Here is a 20569-nt window from a genome sequence, read left to right as displayed (position 1 = left end):
TTTGCGTAACAGCAGATCGTACGCACCGTTTCGAGGCAACTCATCGATTCTGACTATTCACTACAATCCGTTCCATAGAAACTCATGCACGAAACCGACCGAACTCCCCCGACAGTGGATAGAGGTAGGGCGGATACCGCTTCTTTCAGTGTAGAACAGGCACCCAAACTCTTGTGAATCGTCTACTCAGCCTCCGTCTGATCTTTACTCTCTTTCAACGCTAATTCCTCGCTCTTCGAAGATCCGCTCTATCTTTTTGAGCTCACTAGATCCAGTTTTCATCCACTGTGGGAGAAGAGGAACAAGACGAACACGCTCTTGTTCTGCATTTTAGTATGTGATTATCAGCATTGGACCCAGCAGCCGATGGCTAGTCCGGGAAAGCCGAACGCGGGTAACCGTATCTAATGGGATTTGATCAGCAGATGACAAGCGACTGCTGAACCAAATCCTGAGACGACGCAGTAAGAGTCCAGCGACTACTAGAACCACCCCGAACCGAGCCACGGTCGGCATAAGCCACGGATTGTCCACTAGCAGCCCTGCACTAAGATAGTACATTATCGATGATCACGATCGCGAAAAATAGGATCGGTTAATCGCGTCGACCTTAGGTCGGTTGATAGGATTCTTCGTCGAGGATGATGCCCTCGTCGTTGGCGACGACCACTGTGTCAGGGTTGCTATTATTTAGAACTGCACCGTCCCAACCAGTATAAAAGGTCGAGTCGGTATCCTCGCCAGCTCCGTTTCGGACAGTGACCGTTTCGCCTGCGCCAAGGATGACGTCACCAAACGTGTAGTTTTGTGCGCGACCGCCTTCGAAACTGACGATGAAGCCCGATAGATCGATAGCGGTGTCTCCATTGTTTTGGATTTTGACGTACTCGTTGTTGAGGTCTCCGTCTTGATTCGGCCGAATGTCAGTGATCTCAATGGGTTCTTCATCCGGCTGTTCAGAAATCAGCTGTGCCCCTGGATTGCCAGCCTCGGTCACGAACGACGCGAGGGTGTCGATCGTCGCAGTCGGATCTTCAACGGTCGAGACGACTCGATAGTCGGATTGCCACTCCTCAGGCGTGAGCGTACATCGGACATATCCGCGATCGACATTATAGAACCGTTGCCATGGTTCGCCCGCCGATGGGCCGTACTGGGTGAGCCCAGATGTGTCCCCGAATGAAGAGATCGACGTGCCCACGTATTCGGTACCTACTGTTTCAGAGTCGGGATCAGAAAAGTCAGCTTTGAGATTGTAGGCATAGTTGCGGTGGACGTCACCGGTGATGACGACAGGGTTGAGATCCGCATCTTCGGACATTGCATCAAGCAATGTTTGCCGATCGGCTCGATAGCCATCCCATTTGTCACCGCCGCCAAAGTCTACGTCATCCGGATCCGCATTGTTGTCCGTTGCCGCAAACGGGACTTGCTGGGCAAGAACGTTCCACGCGGACGCCGACTCAGTGAATCCATCGAGCAACCATTGTTCTTGTTCATCGCCGAGAATGGTTCGCTCCGGATTCTTTGCTTCTTCACTGGAACCAGTTTGGTCATCGCGGTACTGCCGAGTGTCGAGTACGTTGAATTCGGCCAACTGTCCGAACGTGAACCGGCGGTAGAGGGGCAGATCCGGACCGTCGGGCATTCGGGAGCGGCGAATGGGCATGTGTTCCCAGTAGGCCTGGTACGCAGCAGCTCGTCGTTCGAGGAATTCTTCAGGAGGCGCGCCATCGTCTTCGTCAGCGTAGTTGTTCTCGACCTCGTGGTCGTCCCAGGTCACGATCCAGGGGAACGCAGCGTGTGAGTCTTGGAGATTCGAATCCGACTTGTACTGTGCGTGTCGAATTCGGTAATCGGACAAGCTTTTACACTGACGGGGTGGCTCGTGGCCACGGTCGAACGACCCTTGCGCACTCCCTTCGTAGATGTAGTCACCGAGGTGGAATGCGACATCCAACTCCTCTTCGGCGAGGTGCTCGTGGGAGGTGTAGTAGCCGGAGGGATAGTTCTGACAGGAGGCGAACGCGAACGAGAGTTCATCGATATCCGAGTCGGGTGCTGGTGCTGTTTTCGTCCGGCCGATTGGACTTCGATGGGAACTCACTTTGAACTGATAGTAGTACTCGGTATTGGGTTCTAGGCCCTCTGGCTCGACGTGCACGGAGTGGACATGCTCTGGGTGAGCGTACACCGTTCCATCCCGAATAACATGTTGAACTTTGCCATTCTTTTTGTCGGATGCGATTTTCCATTGAACTTCAATTTTTTGTTCAGGCATATCCCCGTCGGCCTTTAGCGGATCAAGGGCAAGCCGGGTCCACAAAACGACTGAATCTGGTAGTGGATCACCAGAGGCAACGCCAAGCGTAAAAGGATCATCATCGAAGCGACCGGCGTTCTCGCTCTTAGCGGTGGCGAGTCCCGCGGTTCCGAATGTTGTAAGTCCTGCCACGCCCGACGCAGTGCGGAGGAATTCTCGTCGTTTGGACGATAAGAATTTGGGTTGTTGAGTTTCTATCTTATCTCTACTGTCAGTTTCTGTCATTTTACCCACAAGAAGAGTTTAATCACCAAAGCATGAGCTTTTATAATAGGACATTGTCGTCATATTTTCATCTATGGAGTTGTAATTTAGAATAGTAAATATGTGATAGTTAAACAGTCGATATACTTTCCCTATATGTGAATAATATGGGAATATTTCTCTAAAAGGAAGTGCTCTCGACCGTTCTGGTGACGCCGCAGTTCTATGCCGATTCTTATAAAAAGCGAGTAATAAGAAAGGAGAAATGTTAGTATTTATTCACCAATTCCGCTATCTTCTCTGCCGAGAGGGCACGGCTATAGATGGACGTAGCGTCGATATGACCGCTAAAGTAGTTGCCATAACTACGTTTGGCATGGAGGCGAGATTGGTAATATTGTTACTACTTCCACTTTCAGTTGACAACGCCTGCGAACGGACTAATTCATGACCGTAATCTCAACATACCGATGAAATATTGAATCTTAGAAGGTATCAACTCTAGACTAGGAAACTCATTTCCCCGAGAGTGCCGACCCGGCCGATTTTTACTGCTGCTTATACTGCCCACAGGAAGTAAACCGCCTAAAAACGCCGATTTTGGGAAATTGACCTCGCTGCCGTCGCACGTTCTACTCCCGTTATACAATCAATCACGCATCTTGAAACGCGTCGAAATCCTAGTAAGTAGATAGTTTCCCTCCCGATTGTTCGGAACAGCCGAATTCGATCATTGAAATCGACGGCAGTTGGCACGCTCCATATGTACCACGAAATGTACAGTGATCGACTCGAGGGGATCCGAAGGAAGTCAACTACTACTCACGAGGTTAATGGAAACACTTCTGCTTCCTCTCGGAGCCAAAAGTACCATCCATATTGGGGGTAGCATTCCCTGATCAATCGCTGAATGAGTGTTAGTGAGCGAGCACCAGCACATCCGCTTGTAACGCCTTCGACTCAGGTTACCGAATTCGTGTCAGGTGCAGGCTGGAGAAACATGACATTCACCCGGCCAACGGCATCGAAGTCCCGGAGTTGGTAGACCAACTTACGAATGCGGTCTGCTGACCCAGTGCAGAAAATAGTCTCTAAACACCACTCACCGTGATGCATGTGTTGCATTGTTCCGATTATGTCCTCGAATTCGTGCTGAACCGTATGGAGTTCACCGATAACGAGGGTGTGTTCGTAGTCGAATGCGACGACTGCGATAGCATCTCCCTCGATATCTTCGAATTGCGTATGGCGCTCGATGTATTCTTGCATCGCTTCCCGGACGGCTCGGGAGCGCGATTCCATGTCTTCTGCTTCCCACGTCTCATCGAATGAGTCCAGTACTTCTTGCGGGATGTTGAGGCTTGTTCGCATACACTGTCTTGCAGTGAGCGATACTTAGACCTCATTATTACGTTCGCCCGAATTCGGTCATAACAATCCCTAACTACGGGGATTGCCTGTATTCAACACGAATGTTACACACGGAAGCCTTTGGGCTGCTGGTCGGTGCTATCGCACTTGGGGCGTTTCATGGGATCGAACCCGGCCACGGATGGCCCGTTGCTGCGGCGTATGCACTTGACCAGACGAACAAGTGGCTCTCCGGCTTCGCCGCCAGTTTCATTCTCGGTGTCGGCCACCTCATCAGTAGTCTGGTGATGGTAGCGATCTTCTTCTATGCGAAATCCTACTTCAGTCTCACCCAAGTCAACGAACCAGTTCCAATCGACCTGTTCTCAACGACCATCTACATCGGTGGGCCAGTCAGCCTCGTTGCTGGTGTCCTCCTCATCCTCCTTGGCATCCGCGAGTACTACGGTGGCCACTCCCACGGCACCAACCACTCTCACGGCGGCGACACGCACTCCCACGACGAGGATGCTCACACGGATCATTCTCATGAGCACGGTCACGGTCATGACCACGGCCACACGCACGCCCACGGAGAGCAGACACACGACCACAATGACGATGACCGTCTTGATCTCCACGGTCAGACGCAGGTTGTTCAGCTGTACGACCACGACGAGTCGTCACATGAGTACGAAGATCACCACGAGAACCACGGACATGATCACGAGGAGCACGCACAGGAGAGCAAGGGTCTGCTCGCTCAAATCAAAAGCGTGCTTCCGTTCGTCGGCGGGCACTCGCACAACCATTCTCATGGCGATCTGGACGAGGCTTCCGAGCGGGGGCTTTTTGGTATCGCGTGGTTCGCGTTCATTCTCGGCTTTGCCCATGAAGAGGAGTTTGAGATCATTGCGATGTGTGCGGGATCGAACCATTGTCTCGAATTGATGAGTGCGTACGCCATTACTGTCATCGCTGGCATCGTCGGCCTGACGATGCTGTTAATTGCTGGTTATCACAGCTACGAGGAGAAAGTCGAACGGTACACGCCCTACTTGCCCGTGTTCTCGGCGGTAGTCCTCGTTGTTATGGGCCTTGGCTTTATCAGCGGGCTCTTCTAGACGGACTCAGGTTTCCATGCCGTCGAGTTATTACGATCTCCAGCAACGTCATGCCGGACACGCCCATCACCGAGACCGCTCAAATAATGCGCGACCGCACGGTCGGGAGCGTCCTCACCATCGAAGACGAATTGGTCAGCGTCGTCACAGACTGGGACATCGCCGACGGTGGCTCGACCAGTTTGACCCGCAAATCCACCGATCTCGAAATGCCATTGCACAGGACGTGATGACGGCGGACCCGCAGTCCGTCGACGCAGACGCGAAAATCCAGTGTGTCCTGCGGGCAATGAACGGCGGCCACATCCGTCGAACTCCAATCGTTAACGACAATCAAGTCGTCGATATCATTACCTTCGATGACCCCGTCCTCTACCTCATCGAGGAATGTACGCACGTTTCGGTGCAACTCGACAGTCTCGACGAGGGTATCCATGCTGAATCACGGCCAAACTATCGACGCATTGGAAGGGATCGTGCTCGAACCAATCGTATCCAGCGTTTTTGATAGCCTTTGAATTGGATTCGAAACCTTCTGAATTGCCAGTTATGTCATCGTCTTTGGTTTGCTTGTGCGAGTTAGTGCCGTTTTCCCTCTCGTAACCAACTGTTGTGATTATATGATCTCTACACGATATTAGATCGATTTATTGTCACCTCTGCCGTGGTCGTGGTGGGGGAGTCCTATGTCCGAGAAACCAAGACAAACAGAACAGACACGAAGGCAATTCATCGCGACCGTGGGAGGGACTGTAATCGGGTTAGCGTCCGGTGTGAGCGCACAAGAAGCGACATCTCGTAACCATCGCCGCGGCATGTGCTGTTTCCGCTTCGGTGGTCGCGTCTCTGGCTGGCGAGGTCAGGGCCCACAGTCGATTGCCGGACAACAAAATCCGACGCTCCAGCTCGAACCAGGAAGGGCGTACGGAGTCATGTGGCAAAATCTCGATGGGCAACCGCACACGTTCGCACTAACAGACTCGAATGGTGAAAATCTCCCCGTGATATTGCCGACTGTACGATCCATGCAGCACGGCGAACCGATGATGGGTGGTCAAAACGGGACGATGATGGGTGGAGCGAATGGCACCATGATGGGCGGCCAGAACGAGACCATGATGGACGAGATGATGGCGGACCATCGAGGGAGAGAGGAACCACCCGAGGATGCGATTCGAGTTACGCCGCAGGTCGCCGAGGAAGGGGCCGTACAGATGCTTGTATTCGTTGCCACGCGTGACGTTGCTCAGTACATCTGTACCGTGCATCCATCGACGATGGTTGGTGACGTGACTCTGAGACCCGATCAAGGGAATTCCGGTGGACAACATGATGGTAATAGGAATCACGAGGACAATGGTGAGAGTGACAATACGGGAAGCCACGCACACGACTGACGATCCGAGCGTGTGGACTGACGGCACACGCTCGGAGTAAGACCCAATACCGTTGTGCTCGTCACTGATAGCAACATGGGGGGAATGAACCTATGGTCGTTCGAACCGGGGATTGCATTCTTCGTTTTCTTCGGATTCACGGTCGGGATCCTCTTCGGCTTTTTCGGTCTCGGTGGGAGTTTTTTCGTCACCCCTGCACTGCTCGTTCTCGGCCATCCGGTCGAGGCGGCGGTCGGCTCCGGGCTGGTGTTCGTCTTCGGAACGTCGATTACGGCTGTCGTAACACATCGCCGTCTCGGCCACATCGACTACAAACTGGGAGGGCTCCTCGTCGCAGGGATGACGATGGGGTTAGAGGTCGGGAAGCGGGTATTGTTCGAGCTTTCAGCCATCGGACTCGCAGACCTCATCGTCAGCACCGCATACGTCGGGTTGTTAGCGGCGGTCGGACTATTCGTGCTATTCGACGCTCGTAACAGTACTTCCATGCAGGGAACAGTGGTAGATGCGAACGTCTTGGGGCAAATTGGAACCGTCCAAGTTCCGCCAATGCTATCGTTTAGTGAGCGTGCCACCGCTTCTGTGTGGGTAGTGCTGGCAATTGCGTTCGCGACGGGGATACTGGCGGGCGTTCTCGGTGTCGGCGGCGGGTTTCTCATTCTGCCGATCCTAATGTATGGGTTGAGTCTACCGGAAACGGTAGCGGTGGGGACTGACATCTTTCAGATCGCGATTTCGAGTGGATATGGGTCGTTTATGTACACCCGAGCGGACGCAGTTCACCTCTCGGTCGTCATCCCGTTACTCGGCGGGAGCGTCTTCGGCGCGTATCTCGGCTCTCAGTTAACGGAGTTCGTTGAGGAGGCGAAGTTCAAGCAGTACTTCGCGCTCATTCTACTCGTCGACAGTGTGGCAGTGGCGAGTAAAACGATCAGTCACACCTACGGTGTCGTCGCACTGCACGTCTTGAGTCTCGTTCTGCTCTTCGGAACTGCAGTGGTCATGAGTTCTATCGTTGTCTCGTTCGGAACTCGAAACGCCCTTCGAGAAGGCGATACTCTGTCGAAAAATAACTGAAGAAACGAGGCATTTTAGTTCTCGTTTCGACGTCGGACATCTCTAACCGCATAGACCAAGATGGCCAATTGGACGACGACCAGAACCACCGTGAATCCCCAAAATGCGATGCCAGTGAATATCGAGGCACTGCCTAACCAGAGGACGACCAGCACGACCGTCGCGAGGACGTATGTGAGTTCACGCATTTGTGAAGTCCATCTCGTATTGAACCGAACTTAAAGCACTACTCAGAACTGGTGTTCTTCGTCCGACGCGGTGAACGGCGCAATCGACGCGTTGTGTTGGGCGACCCACGAGAGTCGGAGGACGAACGAGAAGAGGACGGCGAGCGGCCCGAGCCCTGCGGTGAGTGCGATAGGGACGAGCACGTCGAGCCACCCGACGATGAGTGGCGTCGTCTTCGCGCTGCCGTAAATGACGAGGACGACGGCCGAGAGGAGTTCTGCAGGCACGCCGACGTACAAGATAATTCGCGAGAGATGTGAGAGTTCCTTCTCGACGTAGACGGTGCGAAAGTACTTGCGGGCGACGTCAATCTGCAGGAAGTCCGTTCGAATCTCTCCGAGCACGTTTCGCTGGTCGTCAGTCAGGTGCTCGTCGAATTCGGCCTCTATTTGGTCGATTTCACGGAGTTACTGGGCGTGATTTGTCCCGAGTGTCGCCTCGATGACTGCGAATATTTGCACTGGCTCCGTGTCGAGAGTCTGTAAAACCGCCTTCACGTCCGTGAGAACATTGTCGGCGAACGTCTCGACACGGTTCTGTAAGCGGTCGTCCAAGGTGTCCGCCACGCTCTCACGGAGTTCTTCGGTTCGCGCTTCGGTCGTTTCGTGCAGAAACCGCAAGAAGCTCCCCGGCAGTACCGGAGCTACCGATTGGTCGGCGCGTTCTTGAGCGTCTTCACGGTATTCGAGCGCGTCTTCGATACGCCGACGTAACTCACCGGGGGCACCCAGTTCGCGCGAGAGGACGAGCTGATTGATCGAGAGCACGACCGAGATTAGCGTGAAATTCCCGCCGAGGAACGCACTGAATAGAAAGTACATCGGACTGGACGGCCGACCAGAGAGGATACCAATGGACGTCAACACAGCAGCGAATAGGAGCACTCCACCGAGAAGCACACCGGCGAGAGTCACGCGGTTGCCAGCCACGAGCATCCATCGAAGTGTTCGACTCGACGGACGGGTACGGTGTGGTAATCCCTTAGACATCAGTCAGTACTCTCACATTCGATGCCGTCTATCAAGTTATTCTGGCACTCTCTTCGATATTTTTCAAGACACGAACGAGATGGTCAACACTTCTTTTTGTTTCCGCATGGTATATTCTCACATGACTACGGCACGCCAAGACGATACGTGGTTGCGACTCATCGTCGTGCTACTCGCTATTGTTGTGTTCGCACCAATGCTGATGATGGTGTTTGCATTCCCGATGATGGGCGGGTGGATGATGGGGCCGGGATACGGCGGTCAAACACCAGTTTGGGGTTGGGTGATGATGCTCGTCTCGCTATTGGTCGTGATCGTACTTGGTTACGTCCTCTACCGCGCGCTCGCTGGCGGCGGGTCCGACGGTGACGCCGCGCTCGAGGAATTGCGACTGGCCTACGCCCGCGGCGACCTCTCAGAAGAGGAGTTCGAGACACGTCAAGAACGACTACAACGCGAACAGTGACAGACGCACCGCACATCATCCCGACTACTCAGTGAGGAGGAAGTACGTCGGAACGTCGATTTATGAGTGTATTTTTACACTCACCGTGCTTGCATACAGAGCAGTGGATTTATCCCAATTTCGCCCAACGATAGCAGTGGATACGACGACGTAACTTTGTCTCAACAACTACCATACTGGACCCGCTGCTCCTCGTGAGTGACTCGGGAACTGGTGTCGAGTGGGGTTCGTCCGGTGTCTGTAAACTTTCCCGCCTGGGATTACGTGATCGTATAGATATCAAACGACTATAAGACAAAGAACTACGCTACAGATTCAACACTCAAATGAACAGAGAAAACACCATGACTGACCTCAATCGCCGTACCTTCCTCGGCGCGCTTACTACGGCAGGACTTGGCGCTGTTGCTGGCTGTACGAGTACCAACCAATCCACCCCGAACTTCGAAACTGGTGGCAACGAAAAGCGACTCCGGCAAGCAGCGACGACGTATTTGACGAGTCCAACACTCTACAAAGCACCGAGCTGCACGTGTTGTGACGGACACGAGAAGTACCTCGAATCAACAACGGATGCAGAGATAACGGTGAACGAGGTTAATGATCTAAAGGCGGTGAAGTCCAAATTCAATATTCCAAAAAAGCTTGAGAGTTGTCATACTTTGGACATTGAGCAATACGTCGTGGAGGGGCACGTACCGCGAGAAGCGATCGGGAAACTCGCCCTCGAAACACCCGACATCCTCGGCATCGCACTCCCAAAAATGCCGGCAGGGTCGCCCGGAATGGGCGGTGAGAAAACTGAAGAATTCATCATTTACGCGATAGAGAACGACGGCAACTATCGTGAGTTCATAACGATATGACCCAGAAATCTGCTGCTTGACGAGCGTATCCGCTGTACATAACCCGTACTTACAGGCATACAATCCAACCTCCACCACACCCGTCAGCTAACAAAATCTATGTCTGGTTCACTGATCCTCCTTCTGTCCAGAATAAATAGCCGAGAACGCTAATAAGTAGAATCTGTGCAACTTTATCGAGTAGGCCGTAACTCTGGAGGTGAGGCATACAGCTCGCCCACCAGAGAACGAGTTGCGCCGCGACCTACGGAATGCCGACCGCGTAGAGGAGTCGGCGGCTCACGCCGAGGAGGAACAGGACGACTGCACCGACGAATCCAAGCCCTGCAAGGAGCATAACCACTTCCTCGTGCTGGACGAATAGGTAGAGGTGGACGGCCGCGCGCACCAGGATGAGCCCGATTGCAACCGCGGGACCAGCGTCGACGTCCGAGAAGCGGTCTCGTTGCTTTCCGTACCAGTACGCCGGAGCGACGGGCAGCGCAGCGATCGCGACCAGTCCGGCGATGCTGGTCAGCCACGCTGCTGACCCGTCGCCGTGGTGGTCACCACCGCTATCGTCCGCGTGATGACCGTCGCCACCCTCGTCTGACTGGTGGCTACTGGTCCCATCGGAGTGGTGGCTGTCGCCCGCACTCGAATGGTTGTCGCTTGTCGTTTCGGTCTTTCCGTGGTCGTCGCCGTGACCGTGGCCTTGCGTCGTGTTCTCGTCTGCAGCGACGCCGAGGGCCGCAGCGGTCACCAGCACGACGACGACGAACGCCAGTTTGAGCAGCTCTCGTCAGTGAGATAACTTCTTCGTCATCGTTGCTCCGACCTACATGGAAGGGAGCTAAAAGCGAATGGCATCTTCTCACTGGATTTAACCACAACCATCGTTTATATGGGGTGTCGAGGGCGTGCCTGATGGATACCGGCGTGACAGCCGATAGACCACGATCACTTCGGAACCGATTACCGCAGACAGAATCCCAGCGATCTCCACGGACCGGTCGCTCTGCATTCGCCGTCCGTAGAGGTCACACGTACTTGACGACGCGAGCCATCCCTGCTTCCAGGTGATAGAGGTTGTGACAGTGGAACAGCCATTCACCGGGGTTGTCAGCGAGGAAGTCGAACGTCACCGATCCCATGTGACCCGGTACGATGACCGTGTCCTTCATCGCGTCGCCGACCCGGAAGAAGTGCCCGTGCAGGTGCATCGGATGGAGCACCGGACTTCGGTTCGTCATCTTCACGCGCACGTGTTCGCCCTCCTGAATCTGCAACGGGTCGGCGTCTGGATACGCCTGGCCGTCGATGAGCCAGCCGTACGACCCGCCCATCTCGGGCGACAAGGTTAGGTCGAGCGTCCGGTCAGGACTCCCACGGAGTTTCTCGGGAACCCGTTTCGCCCGCAGATCGCCGTATTGGAGCGTTCGCCCCCACGAACTGAGTCGCGTTGGATTCCTAGACGCGCCACCGTATCGGAGGACCGCGCGGGCCGGCCGTTCGTCGCCATCCACGGCTTGTCCTCGAACCTCCCACGCGCCGGGATTCGTCGCCTCGACGACCGCGTCGTACCGCTCCCCTGCACCGAAGACGAACGAATCGACCGGCACCGGTTCGACTGGGCGTCCGTCGGCGTGTGACACCCGCAGTTCGTGCCCGGCAACGCCGACGCGGAACGCCGTCGCACTACTCGCGTTGACGAACCGTAATCGAACTCGTTCACCCTGTTTCACGTCGAAGGTGGCCGGGTCCGCCGGAAGGCGTCCGTTCACGAGCAAACCAGCGTACGGCGGACGCAGGTCACCCATCATTCCGCCGCGTCCACCACCGCCCATACCACCCATTCCCATCCCTCCACCGCCCATTCCGCCCGAACTACCACCGCCGTTCGACGACTCTTCGAGCGGTTCGGGTGGCTGGGTCAGGTAGTCGTCAAACACGACGGTGTACTCGCGGTCGTACTCGACGTGCGGCGATTTCTCTTCGATCACAAGCGGCGTGGATAGTCCGCGGTCGAGTTGAAGACCGACGTGGCTGTGGAAGAAGTACGTTCCCGCGGGTTCGGCCCGAAACTTGTAGGTGAACGCCTCGTCCGGTTCGACTGGCTGCTGGGTCACGTCCGGTACACCGTCCATGCTATTCGGGACGGGAAGGCCGTGCCAGTGGATCGTCGTTTCTTCCGGGAGGCGGTTCCGCAGGTCGACGCGAACGATGTCGCCTTCGGTGGCCCGGAGTTCGCTGCCGGGAAACGACTCGTCGTACAGCCAGTTCCGTGCCGACGACCCGGCTGGCGACACTGTTCCCGGAGCTGCCGTCAGCGTGGCCTGAACGTCCGGGTCGCCTGACACGGTCGTCCGCGGCGCGACCGTCTCTTCGTCATCGATGGACGGAATAGAGCCGGAGGTACAGCCAGCCAGAGTTCCGAGTCCTGCAACACCGAGTCCGCGGAGGAGGGTGCGTCGAGAGAGACGCGTATCGCGGTCAGTCATCAGTCGTCATATACGCTAGCCATTAATAAACCATTGTATTGGGAAAACTATGAAATATTGGGGGTTCTTTTCCGGATTCATCGTTCGACTCCGCGTGCTTCACGTATTCGAAGACAAACAAAAATCGCGCGCTCTACCTGGGTTGCACAACGACCGAACTCACTGACGAGGGCATAAGTTGTACAAGTGTGAGGAGACGGTCGAATCGGCACTCGAAGAACGAAGCGACGTCGACAACGCCGTGGCGGACAACGAGGCCAATCAAGTCAGAGTCGAGGGGAGTGCCGACCCCGGCACCATCGCACAAACGATCGAGCACGCAGGCTACACCGTTGACCGCTAGCCGCGAAAACCCAGTCGCAGCAGCATTTTCATATAGCTATTCAAATAGGTACAGATATGTCCGTTCAGATGACGCCGTGGTACGAGAGTACGGCCGTTTCGGTGCATTCGTCAGCGTCTTCGTCCTGTTATTCGCTGTCTTGCTCCTCTACTACCGGACGTTTCCGCACGTTCGATACAGCGACGCAGATATGTAGATGCCCTACCTCGACCGCCACTGCCGATTCTTTACTCCCCGGCGTGAATCAGTCGTCAGTACTCGGCCGCAACCTCGTCTAACACGCGGTCAAATCGCTCGCGAACGTCCTCGGTGATGCCGTCCAACGCCGGATTCTCGACGACACCAAGTAATGCATCGGGGTCGACGGCGCTGACCACCACCTCGTCGTCGTCCTCGTAGACGATAACATTGCACGGTAACAGCGCGCCGAGGTCGCGCTCGGCGTCCAATCCCTGCTCTGCTAGCGGCGGATTGCACGCCCCGAGGATTCGATACTCCGGATACCCTTCGAGGTCAAGTTTCTCTTCCAATTTCGCCTGGAGGTTGATGTCGCTCAGCACGCCGAACTCTTCGGCTTCCAATGCCTCGACCGTGGTATCGACGACATCCTGGAACGGCCCATCGACCCGACGGGTCATAGTGTAACTCATAGCCACAGCACGGTTCGTCTGCCAATAGTATAGTGTTTAAGGCACAAGAATGATTGCTCTCACGCGTCGATGATACCGTCGTTTGTAGCACCATACCGTACCGAAGTGGCGTTCCCAGCCGATGAGAACCAGCAACGCTGTATAATTCACCAGTAATCGTAGTAGTAAATGTAAGGGTGAACTACACATGACTCTCGCACGCCGACTCGAAACGAGAACCGCGACGCTGGTCGCTATCGTGACGACACTCATCGTGGCAACCAGCACTCCGGAGCGGCGACGTTGGCATCCAGTGTTCAATCTGTGGAAACCAGATTAGTGGGGACGGTGAGACGGTCGAAGTCGATTCCGGCGATACGTATCACGTCTGTTGCTCGTCTTGTGCCGAAGAGATCGTCGAACAATACGAGTCACTGCAGGAGGCAGCCAACGAGTAATAGCTTCACGCTTTTTGTCCTCTCGTCAGCGCGTATGTCTGCGGTATGCCTCGTAGAGGACAGGAATTCCGAACGGGAACGCGAGGACGCCGAAGATGGCCAATGCATGCTTCGAAGTGAACCACCGCAATAGAACGATGGAATCAACGTCGCCATTAACAAACCGCCGAATATCTATCCGCTGATTTCGGTTTGTAAACCTCCGGTCGGACTACTTACTCCATGAAGGATGAAAATTCTCCACAGGGGCGAGTTACGTTTCACGGTTCATGACCAATCTCGGGATTCGGCGGTCGTCGGTTGCGAATACAGCACCACCACGAACCCGTCGATGGTCTGGATTACAGTTGTTGTTCCTTTACAATCGAAGCCACAATCCCGGAAAAGCAGCACCCCATAGTAATGGATGCAATGTCGCTTTCAGATACCGTCTCCGAGATCGACCACCTGAGCGAAGAACAGCGCGAATGCATCGAGATCTGTACGGAAGCCACCGAAGCCTGTGAGTGGTGTGCCGACGCGTGTGCCGACCACGGAGAGGAGATGGCCGAGTGCATCCGGCTTTGCCGCGACGTCGCGGATGTCGCATCGTTGCACGCGCGGTTCATGGCACGTGATTCGGACTACAGCGACCAGCTCGGCGACCTCTGTGCGGACGTCTGTGAGGCGTGTGCCGACGAGTGCGAACAACACGACCACGATCACTGCCAGCTCTGTGCAGACGTTCTCAGCGAGTGCGCTGAGAGCTGCCGCAGTATGCACTAATCACGGAGTCAACCGCACGACGGGCTTTCGAATCCAAACGCCATTTTCATCGCAGCAAGTACGAGTTTCAGCCGAGTACATACTCCAACGAAGGGTAACGTTCGAGAAGAGGACGACCATCGATTAGGAACTGTTCTACGTGCGCATCAAGGCCAAGAATGCGACCCGCACCAAATGCGGCGACCGAGAGAAACACCAGTAGGTACATGAAATCAGCATTGATGAACCCGTGAGCAAGATCCCAGTTGCCGAAGTAGAACAGGAGCATCATGAATGCACCAAAAAACGCCGCGAGACGGGTCATGAGCCCAGGTATGAGGCCGAGACCGATCGCCGCTTCCCCCCACGGAACGGCGATGTTCACGAAATCGACGAACCACGGTGTCTGTCCCATCCAAAGGAACAGTCCTTCGATAGGGTTCCCGTTCGTCGCGGCCACGTTAATGAGGTAACTCTGTGCGTCGAACCCGCTGGGAATCTTCTCGACGCCCGTGTAGAAAAACGCGAATCCGATGAGCAGTCTGAGCGCGAGAACGAACCACGCGCTCAGCGAGTGTGTGCGTCCTTCGACGGTTATGCCGCCAATCGTGGATTGGAACTCGTTGTATCGGGGTTGTGTGTCAACCATTGGCAACCTCTCCAGAGTACAGTAGTCTCCCAAGGAGTGTATCCCTACCGTCGCACAGTGTGAACCGCCTTGGGGTCAAGGCCGAGACACTTGGCCTGCTCTGCCTGTAGAGACAACCTGGGTGTGTCAGTCAATGATGCTCGTGACTTTGGGAAGTTCCCGTCCCAGAAATCTGTGGCTGTATCTGTGAAAATTCGGTTGGGTTGTTCTCGAACGACTGCTTGCACCGATTCGAACAGAAGTAGTACGTCTCTCCGTCGTGGGAACTGCTTGGGCCACTGTCGTCGATTCGCATCCCACAGACAGGATCTCGGTACTGACCGGGCGCACCGAGTCCTCGTCGGTAGACGTAGAAGAGGAACCCCGAGAGCCCGAACGCGATGATGTTGAGGTAGAACGTGTAGTTGAGTTCGAAATACGTCTGTTCGGTCGCCGTCTCCCCGCCAGCAAGGTTCGGCACGATACCAAGGGTGGTGAACAACTCCTCCATGAGAAACCCCGTGAACGCCATCGTCACGAAGAACACGCCGAAGATGTACAGCATCACCGTCCAGCCGTAGTATTTTCTGTAAACGTTGAGTACCGGAATCGTGATAAGGTCAGCGTAGACGAATGCAATAACCCCTGCGAAGCTGATTCCACCACCCCAGAGTGCGACCGCAAACGGGACGTTGCCGATGCTTCCGACGAAGCTGATGACGGCAATCGTCACACCCATGATCGCATTTTCGGCACTTACGAGCAGGCCATCTCCCTGAAGGAAGAGACTGTTCCAGACCCACTGCGGGACGAAAACGATAACGAAGCCGGAGATAAGAAAACCAGCGATAACGTCTTTCCAAATCATCGACCACTCTTTGCGGTACTGATTCCCGAGTTTGTACCAGCCGCCCCACGTCAATAGTTCGTCCCGCCAGTCGCCACTGCTGGCAACTTCCTGTTGGTAAGTCTCCAGACACCCAGCGGAACAGAACTCCAGCGTTTCACCGCCGTCGGTTACGAGCGAATACTCGTCTTTTCCCTCCATTCCACACGTTGGATCCTCGGTGACACCGTGGTCGTGATCTCGCTGATTCAGTTCCTTCCGAACGTCTTCAAAGAGGTTCTCTGGGAGTGTTACGTGGACGATAAGAGCCATCACCGCGATGAGAATGATGCCTCCAAGGAGTTCCGCGACGAGAAACTCCCAGCCGAGGAGGATCAAGATCATCAGGCCGAGTTCGATAATGAGATTCGTCGAGGCGAACATGAACGCAAGAACGTTGACCACGTGCGCCCCCTTCTTGAATAACCCCTTTGCGATAGCGACGGCACCGAAGCTACAACCACTACTGGCAGCACCGAAGACGGTTGCCTTCGCGAGTCCACTGAGATCGTCGTCTCCAAGGAGGCGTGCCATCCGTTCTTTCGAGACGTAGACCTGCACGAGACTCGTAATCATCAACCCCATAGTGATTGCCCATGCAGCGGTCCAAAGGAAACCGATCCCGATTCGTAGCGCTTCGAGAATTCCGCCGACGACAGTGGTTTCCATACATGAAACTTGGCCCGCATCGCTCTTGCCAATTGTCCTTAAAAATGTGAGAGAATAGGCAATCTATACGGTTTCTTTGAAAGATTGTACCTGGCACAATAATCAGATTCCTCGAGTTAGCGAACAGAGCATCTCCTAGATGGTGGTTAAAACTGTTATTGTAATTAGTGCGACGACGTTTATATGGAGATACCCGACGTGAACAATACACACAGTCTTGCTTCTGTCTTTCGTTTTGGTTCGAAATGAAGCCACGGAGGATCGGACAACGACGAGTGCTTTCAAATATAAGCTGCAATCCGATTGAACGAGCGCGACGTATCTCTACGCATGAGCACCACGACCACTAGCCACAGAGAGTACGAATCGGAGACTGCCCATGGATCGATAAAACTCGACGCACTAGCATTTGCTAGTGCCGCGGCAATCGTTTCTGCCGTCGTCATGCTCCTTTTGGGGATCTTTGGAGCAGTCGGTGTTTACGAAGGCGCTGTCGAGATGATGGAACAGTGGCATCTGTTCTTCGAACCGACCATCGTCGGAACCGTAGCAGGCATGATCGAAGCAGCGATCATCAGTTTCGTCTTCATCTACGCCTTCACATGGCTGTATAATGCACTCGCTCGGTAGAACTGAACCGTGTCGTAGTTCCATAAATGTCGCCAACTCAGTTCACTGAACGGCGTCGGATCCCGAGACCCATTACGGACTCAACTGCGAGTATCGCTCACCTCTCGAATTCAGTCATTCTCGATGTCTGCGGACTGTGTGATTTCTCAAATGGCTGTTCATACGAGTCGTTTCTGACACCGATTTCGAATGCGAGGAGAGACCAAACTGCCTAACATCGTGATTCCCGTCACTATCACTATGGCTACCGAAACTGAGGATATCCGTGTGTGGCTTGTCGAACGGGGGTACAACAATCGCGATCTCATTATCCTTAAGTACGCAACGCCAGACGGCAAGCGACTCTACCGCCGTGAACTCGCTACACAGGCGGTCGACATGGATTCGGTGACCGCTGCTAAAGACGTCCCACCCGCCGATCTCGAAGCTGTTGATGATTCGAGCCTCCAAAATCGATACGAGGCCGAAGTCGAGCGAATGGCGGACAAACACGACCCCAGTGACACAATTTAACTCAGTAGGACTTTCTGTCAATCTCAATGACAGTCTCGTAGTTGGACGACTTCTCGGGGAGCTTACCCGGTCGATCGTAACGCGATTTCGGGAGTGTCGTTACTTTATCTATCTGTTCGTAGTTTCTCCCTTCGCATTGCGAACTCTTCTTCGGAAATTTCCCCACGAGCGAAGGCGGTTCGGAGTTCGCCAAGCGCTGGGTCGTCAGTACGAGCGCTATCACTGCGCCCGACGAGCCCGCGATACAAGGCATAGCCGATGCCCAATAGAACGAGGAGCCATACGAGCATCATGCCGAATCCCCAGATTGGTGAGACTCCTCGTCCGAACATGCCACCACCCCACCAACCCATCATCCCCATCATCGGCATCGCAAAGGCCATCAACAGCACTGGAAGCAGGACGATGACACCCAGAACGACAAGAGCGGTTCGGAGTAGTTCGTTTTCCGTGGTTTGAGTTGCCATAGTATCTAGAACGCGGCGGAGGTTTAACTCGATTATCCATTATAAATCACACGCTATGAGTGAAACACCCGCGCAACCACGTGAGATAGGTGATCAACCCTTTACTTTCAAAATCCAACAGCGACAGACCATCCCGATACGGAAGTTCGTTTCGGCACCGCTGTTTCAAAATGACCACCGGAATCCGAACTAACGCCATCAGGATGCAGTTTGGGTACGAAGGTTCATCGGGGAAGATGGATAGTCAACTATGGAACTTACCGGTTGCGCCCAACTCGCGCGAGAGAACGAGTTGGTTGATCGAAAGCACGACAGATATCAGCGTGAAATTCCCGCCGAGTAACGCACTGAAGAGGAAGTACATCGGACTCGACGGCTGAGCGAAGAGAACGCTGACGGACGGTAACAGAATAAGCAGAAGCAGTATGCCGGAGAGGAACACAGCAGCAACAACTAGCCGGTTGCCGGTAACGAGTAACCAACGGGAACCTCGATTTGACAGGCCTACACTCCACGTTGGTTTTTTGGGCATTGATCGATAGTCTCGTATTTCACGGTCGCAAAGTCTATTCCACGATAAGGAGGTACGCCAGGACGACGACAAGCAACACTTGGGAGGCCTTGTCGAGCAGGCCGTAACTCTGGAGGTGTGGCATGTCGTTCATCCACCAGAGAACGAATTGTGCCGCGACGTACGGAATACCGACCGCGTAGAGAAGTCGTCGGCTCACACCGAGGAAAAACAGGACGACTGCGCCGATAAACCCGAATCCAGCGAGAAGCATCGCCAGTTCGCTGTGTTGGAGGAATAGATAGAGATGAACGGCAGCACTCACTAGAATAAGCCCGACTGCGGCAATATGGGCAGCATCGACATTCGAGATGCGATTTCGTTGTTTTCCGAACCAGTAGGCTGGTCCAACAGAAACCGCAGCGAGCGCGAGCAAGCCAGCAATACTGGTCAGCCACGCCAACGAACTTTGGTCGTGGTGGTCACCGCCGCTCTCGTCTTCGTGATGGCCATCGCTATCTCCATCGGAATGGTGGCCACCAGTGGTGTGGGTTTCTTCCTCGTGACTGTCCTCATCCGAATGATGACCACTCGTAGTTTCGGCACCTCCATGATGATCACTCGTAGTTTTGGTCTCTTCCTGGTGGGCGCTAGTAGTTTCGGCTTCTCCGTGGTGATCGTCGCCATGTCCGTGGCCCTCTGTCGTCGTCGTATCTGCAGCAACACCAGCGACAGCAGCAGTCAAGAAAGCTACCACGACTGCAAGTCGTAGTAATTTTCGTCGGTGATTGGAATTTTCCCTGGACATCGGTGAACTGTTCTACATACAGAGAGCTCAAAAGCGAATGGCGTATTTTCACTGGATTTAATCGGCAGAACCATTTAAATAGGTCGGGGCTGATTCCTGCCGCGGCAAGAGGAGAATCAGCCAGCAGAATGCAGTTTGAAATCGTTAGCGCTCCCGACCGTACAGCGAGTACAGAACAGCGACCATGCCGAGTGCGACGACAATTGACTGAACCATTCCGGCATAGAAGAGAGACAATTTCACGACTTCGTAGAGAACCCCTTCGATGACCGAGCCAATACTGATGAGGGAGAAACCGAGCGCAAGATACAACATTGGACTGCTGTCATATCGAGTGTAGGCGCGATAACTCTGGAATGCAATGAGTAGGCCGAGTATCGCTACGACGATTTTGGTGACGACGAGTCCGATATGCACTATGACTCATCCTCCCGAATCTCGTTCCACATTCGCATGAACCGATCCGGTGCATCTTCTTGTTCAACGGTGTCAAGGTCAACGACAAATTCGCCGTCGTCCAACTGAACGGTTGCTTTCTCAAGCAGTGCCTCATACGTCTTGTAATGATTGCCGTTAGCGTCGATCTCGTTTCGTTCAGCAAGGAGATGACAAGCGACCATCTCTTCGATGCGCCGATATACTGTCGGCAATGATGTCCCACAAATATCGCTCAATTCGTTCGCAGACAGTGGTCCATTACTCGTAGCGGAAAGTACGGTTTGCACGTGTTCATCTCCCAAGAGGGCGAGGAGTTCGCGCGGACGGCAATCCTCACACAC

28 protein-coding genes are annotated in these 20569 nt (G+C 54.3%); 14 read left to right on the top strand and 14 right to left on the bottom strand.

From position 1 onward, the window contains the following. Positions 1–610 precede the first annotated feature (610 nt). Together BW974_RS23410 and BW974_RS23405 are read right to left on the bottom strand one after the other, a co-directional pair. A complete protein-coding gene (locus tag BW974_RS23410) occupies positions 611–2548 on the bottom strand; it encodes an alkaline phosphatase D family protein (protein ID WP_084186470.1) in 1938 nt (645 codons plus the stop codon). A 939-nt stretch (positions 2549–3487) separates the two neighbouring features. Further along, on the bottom strand, positions 3488–3898 hold the full coding sequence (locus BW974_RS23405) for a CopG family ribbon-helix-helix protein (protein ID WP_076433497.1): 411 nt from the start codon (positions 3896–3898) through the stop codon (positions 3488–3490). Between the two features lie 101 nt (positions 3899–3999). Here BW974_RS23405 and BW974_RS23400 point away from each other — a divergent pair, with 101 nt between their 5' ends. The 5 genes from BW974_RS23400 to BW974_RS23380 all read left to right on the top strand — a co-directional run bounded on the left by BW974_RS23400 (position 4000) and on the right by BW974_RS23380 (position 7475). Beyond that, the gene (locus BW974_RS23400; RefSeq protein ID WP_076433495.1) at positions 4000–5001 is read left to right on the top strand and encodes a hypothetical protein; all 1002 of its coding nucleotides are present in this window, start codon (positions 4000–4002) and stop codon (positions 4999–5001) included. Between the two features lie 50 nt (positions 5002–5051). Continuing rightward, positions 5052–5231, top strand: coding sequence for a CBS domain-containing protein (locus tag BW974_RS26315; protein WP_076433494.1), 180 nt, complete (start codon positions 5052–5054; stop codon positions 5229–5231). Next, positions 5231–5509, top strand: a complete 279-nt coding sequence (locus BW974_RS26310; RefSeq protein WP_076433492.1) for a CBS domain-containing protein — start codon at positions 5231–5233, stop codon at positions 5507–5509. The genes BW974_RS26315 and BW974_RS26310 overlap by 1 nt, the downstream gene beginning before the upstream one ends. Before the next feature lie 517 nt (positions 5510–6026). Next, positions 6027–6398: a hypothetical protein gene (locus BW974_RS23385; protein ID WP_076433490.1), complete on the top strand. Its 372-nt coding sequence runs from the start codon at positions 6027–6029 to the stop codon at positions 6396–6398. A gap of 75 nt (positions 6399–6473) precedes the next feature. Further along, positions 6474–7475: a sulfite exporter TauE/SafE family protein gene (locus BW974_RS23380; protein WP_245800280.1), complete on the top strand. Its 1002-nt coding sequence runs from the start codon at positions 6474–6476 to the stop codon at positions 7473–7475. A 14-nt stretch (positions 7476–7489) separates the two neighbouring features. Here the strand turns inward: BW974_RS23380 and BW974_RS26085 are convergent, their stop codons facing one another. From BW974_RS26085 to BW974_RS24450, 3 genes are all read right to left on the bottom strand, one after another. Then, positions 7490–7663 carry a hypothetical protein gene (locus BW974_RS26085; protein ID WP_175609804.1) on the bottom strand — a complete coding sequence of 58 codons (174 nt, stop codon included), beginning with the start codon at positions 7661–7663 and terminating at the stop codon, positions 7490–7492. Positions 7664–7705: 42 nt separating this feature from the next. Further along, positions 7706–8047, bottom strand: coding sequence for a DUF7972 family membrane protein (locus BW974_RS24455; protein WP_084186469.1), 342 nt, complete (start codon positions 8045–8047; stop codon positions 7706–7708). A 63-nt stretch (positions 8048–8110) separates the two neighbouring features. Beyond that, positions 8111–8692 (bottom strand): DUF7972 family membrane protein, encoded by a 582-nt coding sequence (locus BW974_RS24450; RefSeq protein ID WP_139329014.1) that lies wholly within the window; start codon positions 8690–8692, stop codon positions 8111–8113. A gap of 121 nt (positions 8693–8813) precedes the next feature. On the opposite strand from BW974_RS24450, the gene BW974_RS23370 reads away from it, so the two are divergent. Then, positions 8814–9158, top strand: coding sequence for an SHOCT domain-containing protein (locus BW974_RS23370; protein ID WP_076433486.1), 345 nt, complete (start codon positions 8814–8816; stop codon positions 9156–9158). 326 nt (positions 9159–9484) lie between these two features. Next, the gene (locus BW974_RS23365; RefSeq protein WP_084186467.1) at positions 9485–10024 is read left to right on the top strand and encodes a DUF411 domain-containing protein; all 540 of its coding nucleotides are present in this window, start codon (positions 9485–9487) and stop codon (positions 10022–10024) included. Between the two features lie 244 nt (positions 10025–10268). On the opposite strand, the gene BW974_RS23360 is transcribed toward BW974_RS23365, so the two are convergent. Next, positions 10269–10766 (bottom strand): hypothetical protein, encoded by a 498-nt coding sequence (locus tag BW974_RS23360; protein ID WP_139329013.1) that lies wholly within the window; start codon positions 10764–10766, stop codon positions 10269–10271. Between the two features lie 277 nt (positions 10767–11043). After that, entirely contained in the window at positions 11044–12504 is a 1461-nt protein-coding gene (locus tag BW974_RS23355) for a multicopper oxidase family protein (RefSeq protein ID WP_076433482.1), read from the bottom strand. A gap of 178 nt (positions 12505–12682) precedes the next feature. On the opposite strand from BW974_RS23355, the gene BW974_RS23350 reads away from it, so the two are divergent. Continuing rightward, positions 12683–12847: a cation transporter gene (locus BW974_RS23350; protein ID WP_245800279.1), complete on the top strand. Its 165-nt coding sequence runs from the start codon at positions 12683–12685 to the stop codon at positions 12845–12847. A 251-nt stretch (positions 12848–13098) separates the two neighbouring features. Here the strand turns inward: BW974_RS23350 and BW974_RS23345 are convergent, their stop codons facing one another. Beyond that, on the bottom strand, positions 13099–13497 hold the full coding sequence (locus tag BW974_RS23345; protein ID WP_076433480.1) for a DUF302 domain-containing protein: 399 nt from the start codon (positions 13495–13497) through the stop codon (positions 13099–13101). Between the two features lie 187 nt (positions 13498–13684). Here BW974_RS23345 and BW974_RS27090 point away from each other — a divergent pair, with 187 nt between their 5' ends. The 3 genes from BW974_RS27090 to BW974_RS23340 all read left to right on the top strand — a co-directional run bounded on the left by BW974_RS27090 (position 13685) and on the right by BW974_RS23340 (position 14699). After that, positions 13685–13816, top strand: a complete 132-nt coding sequence (locus BW974_RS27090) for a hypothetical protein (RefSeq protein WP_281247743.1) — start codon at positions 13685–13687, stop codon at positions 13814–13816. After that, positions 13785–13934, top strand: a complete 150-nt coding sequence (locus tag BW974_RS27400; protein WP_084186476.1) for a TRASH domain-containing protein — start codon at positions 13785–13787, stop codon at positions 13932–13934. Before BW974_RS27090 ends, BW974_RS27400 begins: the two co-directional genes overlap by 32 nt. 411 nt (positions 13935–14345) lie before the next feature. After that, the gene (locus tag BW974_RS23340; RefSeq protein WP_076433650.1) at positions 14346–14699 is read left to right on the top strand and encodes a four-helix bundle copper-binding protein; all 354 of its coding nucleotides are present in this window, start codon (positions 14346–14348) and stop codon (positions 14697–14699) included. Positions 14700–14766: 67 nt separating this feature from the next. On the opposite strand, the gene BW974_RS23335 is transcribed toward BW974_RS23340, so the two are convergent. Both BW974_RS23335 and BW974_RS23330 read right to left on the bottom strand, forming a co-directional pair. Continuing rightward, positions 14767–15327 (bottom strand): DoxX family protein, encoded by a 561-nt coding sequence (locus BW974_RS23335; protein WP_076433478.1) that lies wholly within the window; start codon positions 15325–15327, stop codon positions 14767–14769. Positions 15328–15457: 130 nt separating this feature from the next. Then, the gene (locus tag BW974_RS23330; protein WP_076433476.1) at positions 15458–16861 is read right to left on the bottom strand and encodes a permease; all 1404 of its coding nucleotides are present in this window, start codon (positions 16859–16861) and stop codon (positions 15458–15460) included. 330 nt (positions 16862–17191) lie between these two features. Between BW974_RS23330 and BW974_RS26865 the strand changes: the two genes are divergently transcribed. Then, positions 17192–17491, top strand: coding sequence for a hypothetical protein (locus tag BW974_RS26865; RefSeq protein ID WP_245800278.1), 300 nt, complete (start codon positions 17192–17194; stop codon positions 17489–17491). A 240-nt stretch (positions 17492–17731) separates the two neighbouring features. Next, complete coding sequence (locus tag BW974_RS23320; RefSeq protein ID WP_076433646.1) at positions 17732–18004, top strand: DUF7967 family protein; 273 nt, start codon at positions 17732–17734, stop codon at positions 18002–18004. A gap of 104 nt (positions 18005–18108) precedes the next feature. Here the strand turns inward: BW974_RS23320 and BW974_RS23315 are convergent, their stop codons facing one another. Together BW974_RS23315 and BW974_RS26080 are read right to left on the bottom strand one after the other, a co-directional pair. Continuing rightward, positions 18109–18471, bottom strand: coding sequence for an SHOCT domain-containing protein (locus BW974_RS23315; RefSeq protein ID WP_076433474.1), 363 nt, complete (start codon positions 18469–18471; stop codon positions 18109–18111). 566 nt (positions 18472–19037) lie between these two features. Beyond that, positions 19038–19307, bottom strand: a complete 270-nt coding sequence (locus BW974_RS26080) for a hypothetical protein (RefSeq protein WP_175609803.1) — start codon at positions 19305–19307, stop codon at positions 19038–19040. A gap of 24 nt (positions 19308–19331) precedes the next feature. Between BW974_RS26080 and BW974_RS26075 the strand changes: the two genes are divergently transcribed. Then, positions 19332–19754: a hypothetical protein gene (locus BW974_RS26075; RefSeq protein ID WP_175609802.1), complete on the top strand. Its 423-nt coding sequence runs from the start codon at positions 19332–19334 to the stop codon at positions 19752–19754. Positions 19755–19934: 180 nt separating this feature from the next. On the opposite strand, the gene BW974_RS23300 is transcribed toward BW974_RS26075, so the two are convergent. Both BW974_RS23300 and BW974_RS27395 read right to left on the bottom strand, forming a co-directional pair. Continuing rightward, on the bottom strand, positions 19935–20207 hold the full coding sequence (locus BW974_RS23300; protein ID WP_076433470.1) for a DUF7521 family protein: 273 nt from the start codon (positions 20205–20207) through the stop codon (positions 19935–19937). Continuing rightward, positions 20207–20515: a helix-turn-helix domain-containing protein gene (locus BW974_RS27395; protein WP_394329576.1), complete on the bottom strand. Its 309-nt coding sequence runs from the start codon at positions 20513–20515 to the stop codon at positions 20207–20209. Before BW974_RS27395 ends, BW974_RS23300 begins: the two co-directional genes overlap by 1 nt. Positions 20516–20569 lie beyond the last annotated feature (54 nt).

The sequence above is a fragment of the Haladaptatus litoreus genome (assembly GCF_900156425.1).
GTDB classification, from domain to species: Archaea; Halobacteriota; Halobacteria; order Halobacteriales; family Haladaptataceae; genus Haladaptatus; species Haladaptatus litoreus.
The sequence above is the reverse complement of the archived record's forward strand: the minus strand, read 5'-3'. Positions and strand labels throughout refer to the sequence as shown.

Coding starts and splice junctions, on each gene's coding strand:
- BW974_RS24450 (WP_139329014.1), bottom strand. CDS start 8,692: ATGTCTAAGGGATTACCACACCGTACCCGTCCGTCGAGTCGAACACTT.
- BW974_RS23355 (WP_076433482.1), bottom strand. CDS start 12,504: ATGACTGACCGCGATACGCGTCTCTCTCGACGCACCCTCCTCCGCGGA.
- BW974_RS23340 (WP_076433650.1), top strand. CDS start 14,346: ATGTCGCTTTCAGATACCGTCTCCGAGATCGACCACCTGAGCGAAGAA.
- BW974_RS23330 (WP_076433476.1), bottom strand. CDS start 16,861: ATGGAAACCACTGTCGTCGGCGGAATTCTCGAAGCGCTACGAATCGGG.
- BW974_RS27090 (WP_281247743.1), top strand. CDS start 13,685: ATGACTCTCGCACGCCGACTCGAAACGAGAACCGCGACGCTGGTCGCT.
- BW974_RS23365 (WP_084186467.1), top strand. CDS start 9,485: ATGAACAGAGAAAACACCATGACTGACCTCAATCGCCGTACCTTCCTC.
- BW974_RS23405 (WP_076433497.1), bottom strand. CDS start 3,898: ATGCGAACAAGCCTCAACATCCCGCAAGAAGTACTGGACTCATTCGAT.
- BW974_RS23380 (WP_245800280.1), top strand. CDS start 6,474: ATGGGGGGAATGAACCTATGGTCGTTCGAACCGGGGATTGCATTCTTC.
- BW974_RS23370 (WP_076433486.1), top strand. CDS start 8,814: ATGACTACGGCACGCCAAGACGATACGTGGTTGCGACTCATCGTCGTG.
- BW974_RS23400 (WP_076433495.1), top strand. CDS start 4,000: ATGTTACACACGGAAGCCTTTGGGCTGCTGGTCGGTGCTATCGCACTT.
- BW974_RS23410 (WP_084186470.1), bottom strand. CDS start 2,548: ATGACAGAAACTGACAGTAGAGATAAGATAGAAACTCAACAACCCAAA.
- BW974_RS26315 (WP_076433494.1), top strand. CDS start 5,052: ATGCCGGACACGCCCATCACCGAGACCGCTCAAATAATGCGCGACCGC.
- BW974_RS23385 (WP_076433490.1), top strand. CDS start 6,027: ATGCAGCACGGCGAACCGATGATGGGTGGTCAAAACGGGACGATGATG.
- BW974_RS23345 (WP_076433480.1), bottom strand. CDS start 13,497: ATGAGTTACACTATGACCCGTCGGGTCGATGGGCCGTTCCAGGATGTC.
- BW974_RS26085 (WP_175609804.1), bottom strand. CDS start 7,663: ATGCGTGAACTCACATACGTCCTCGCGACGGTCGTGCTGGTCGTCCTC.
- BW974_RS23335 (WP_076433478.1), bottom strand. CDS start 15,327: ATGGTTGACACACAACCCCGATACAACGAGTTCCAATCCACGATTGGC.
- BW974_RS23315 (WP_076433474.1), bottom strand. CDS start 18,471: ATGGCAACTCAAACCACGGAAAACGAACTACTCCGAACCGCTCTTGTC.
- BW974_RS26075 (WP_175609802.1), top strand. CDS start 19,332: ATGGGCAGCATCGACATTCGAGATGCGATTTCGTTGTTTTCCGAACCA.
- BW974_RS26865 (WP_245800278.1), top strand. CDS start 17,192: ATGAGCACCACGACCACTAGCCACAGAGAGTACGAATCGGAGACTGCC.
- BW974_RS23320 (WP_076433646.1), top strand. CDS start 17,732: ATGGCTACCGAAACTGAGGATATCCGTGTGTGGCTTGTCGAACGGGGG.
- BW974_RS26310 (WP_076433492.1), top strand. CDS start 5,231: ATGACGGCGGACCCGCAGTCCGTCGACGCAGACGCGAAAATCCAGTGT.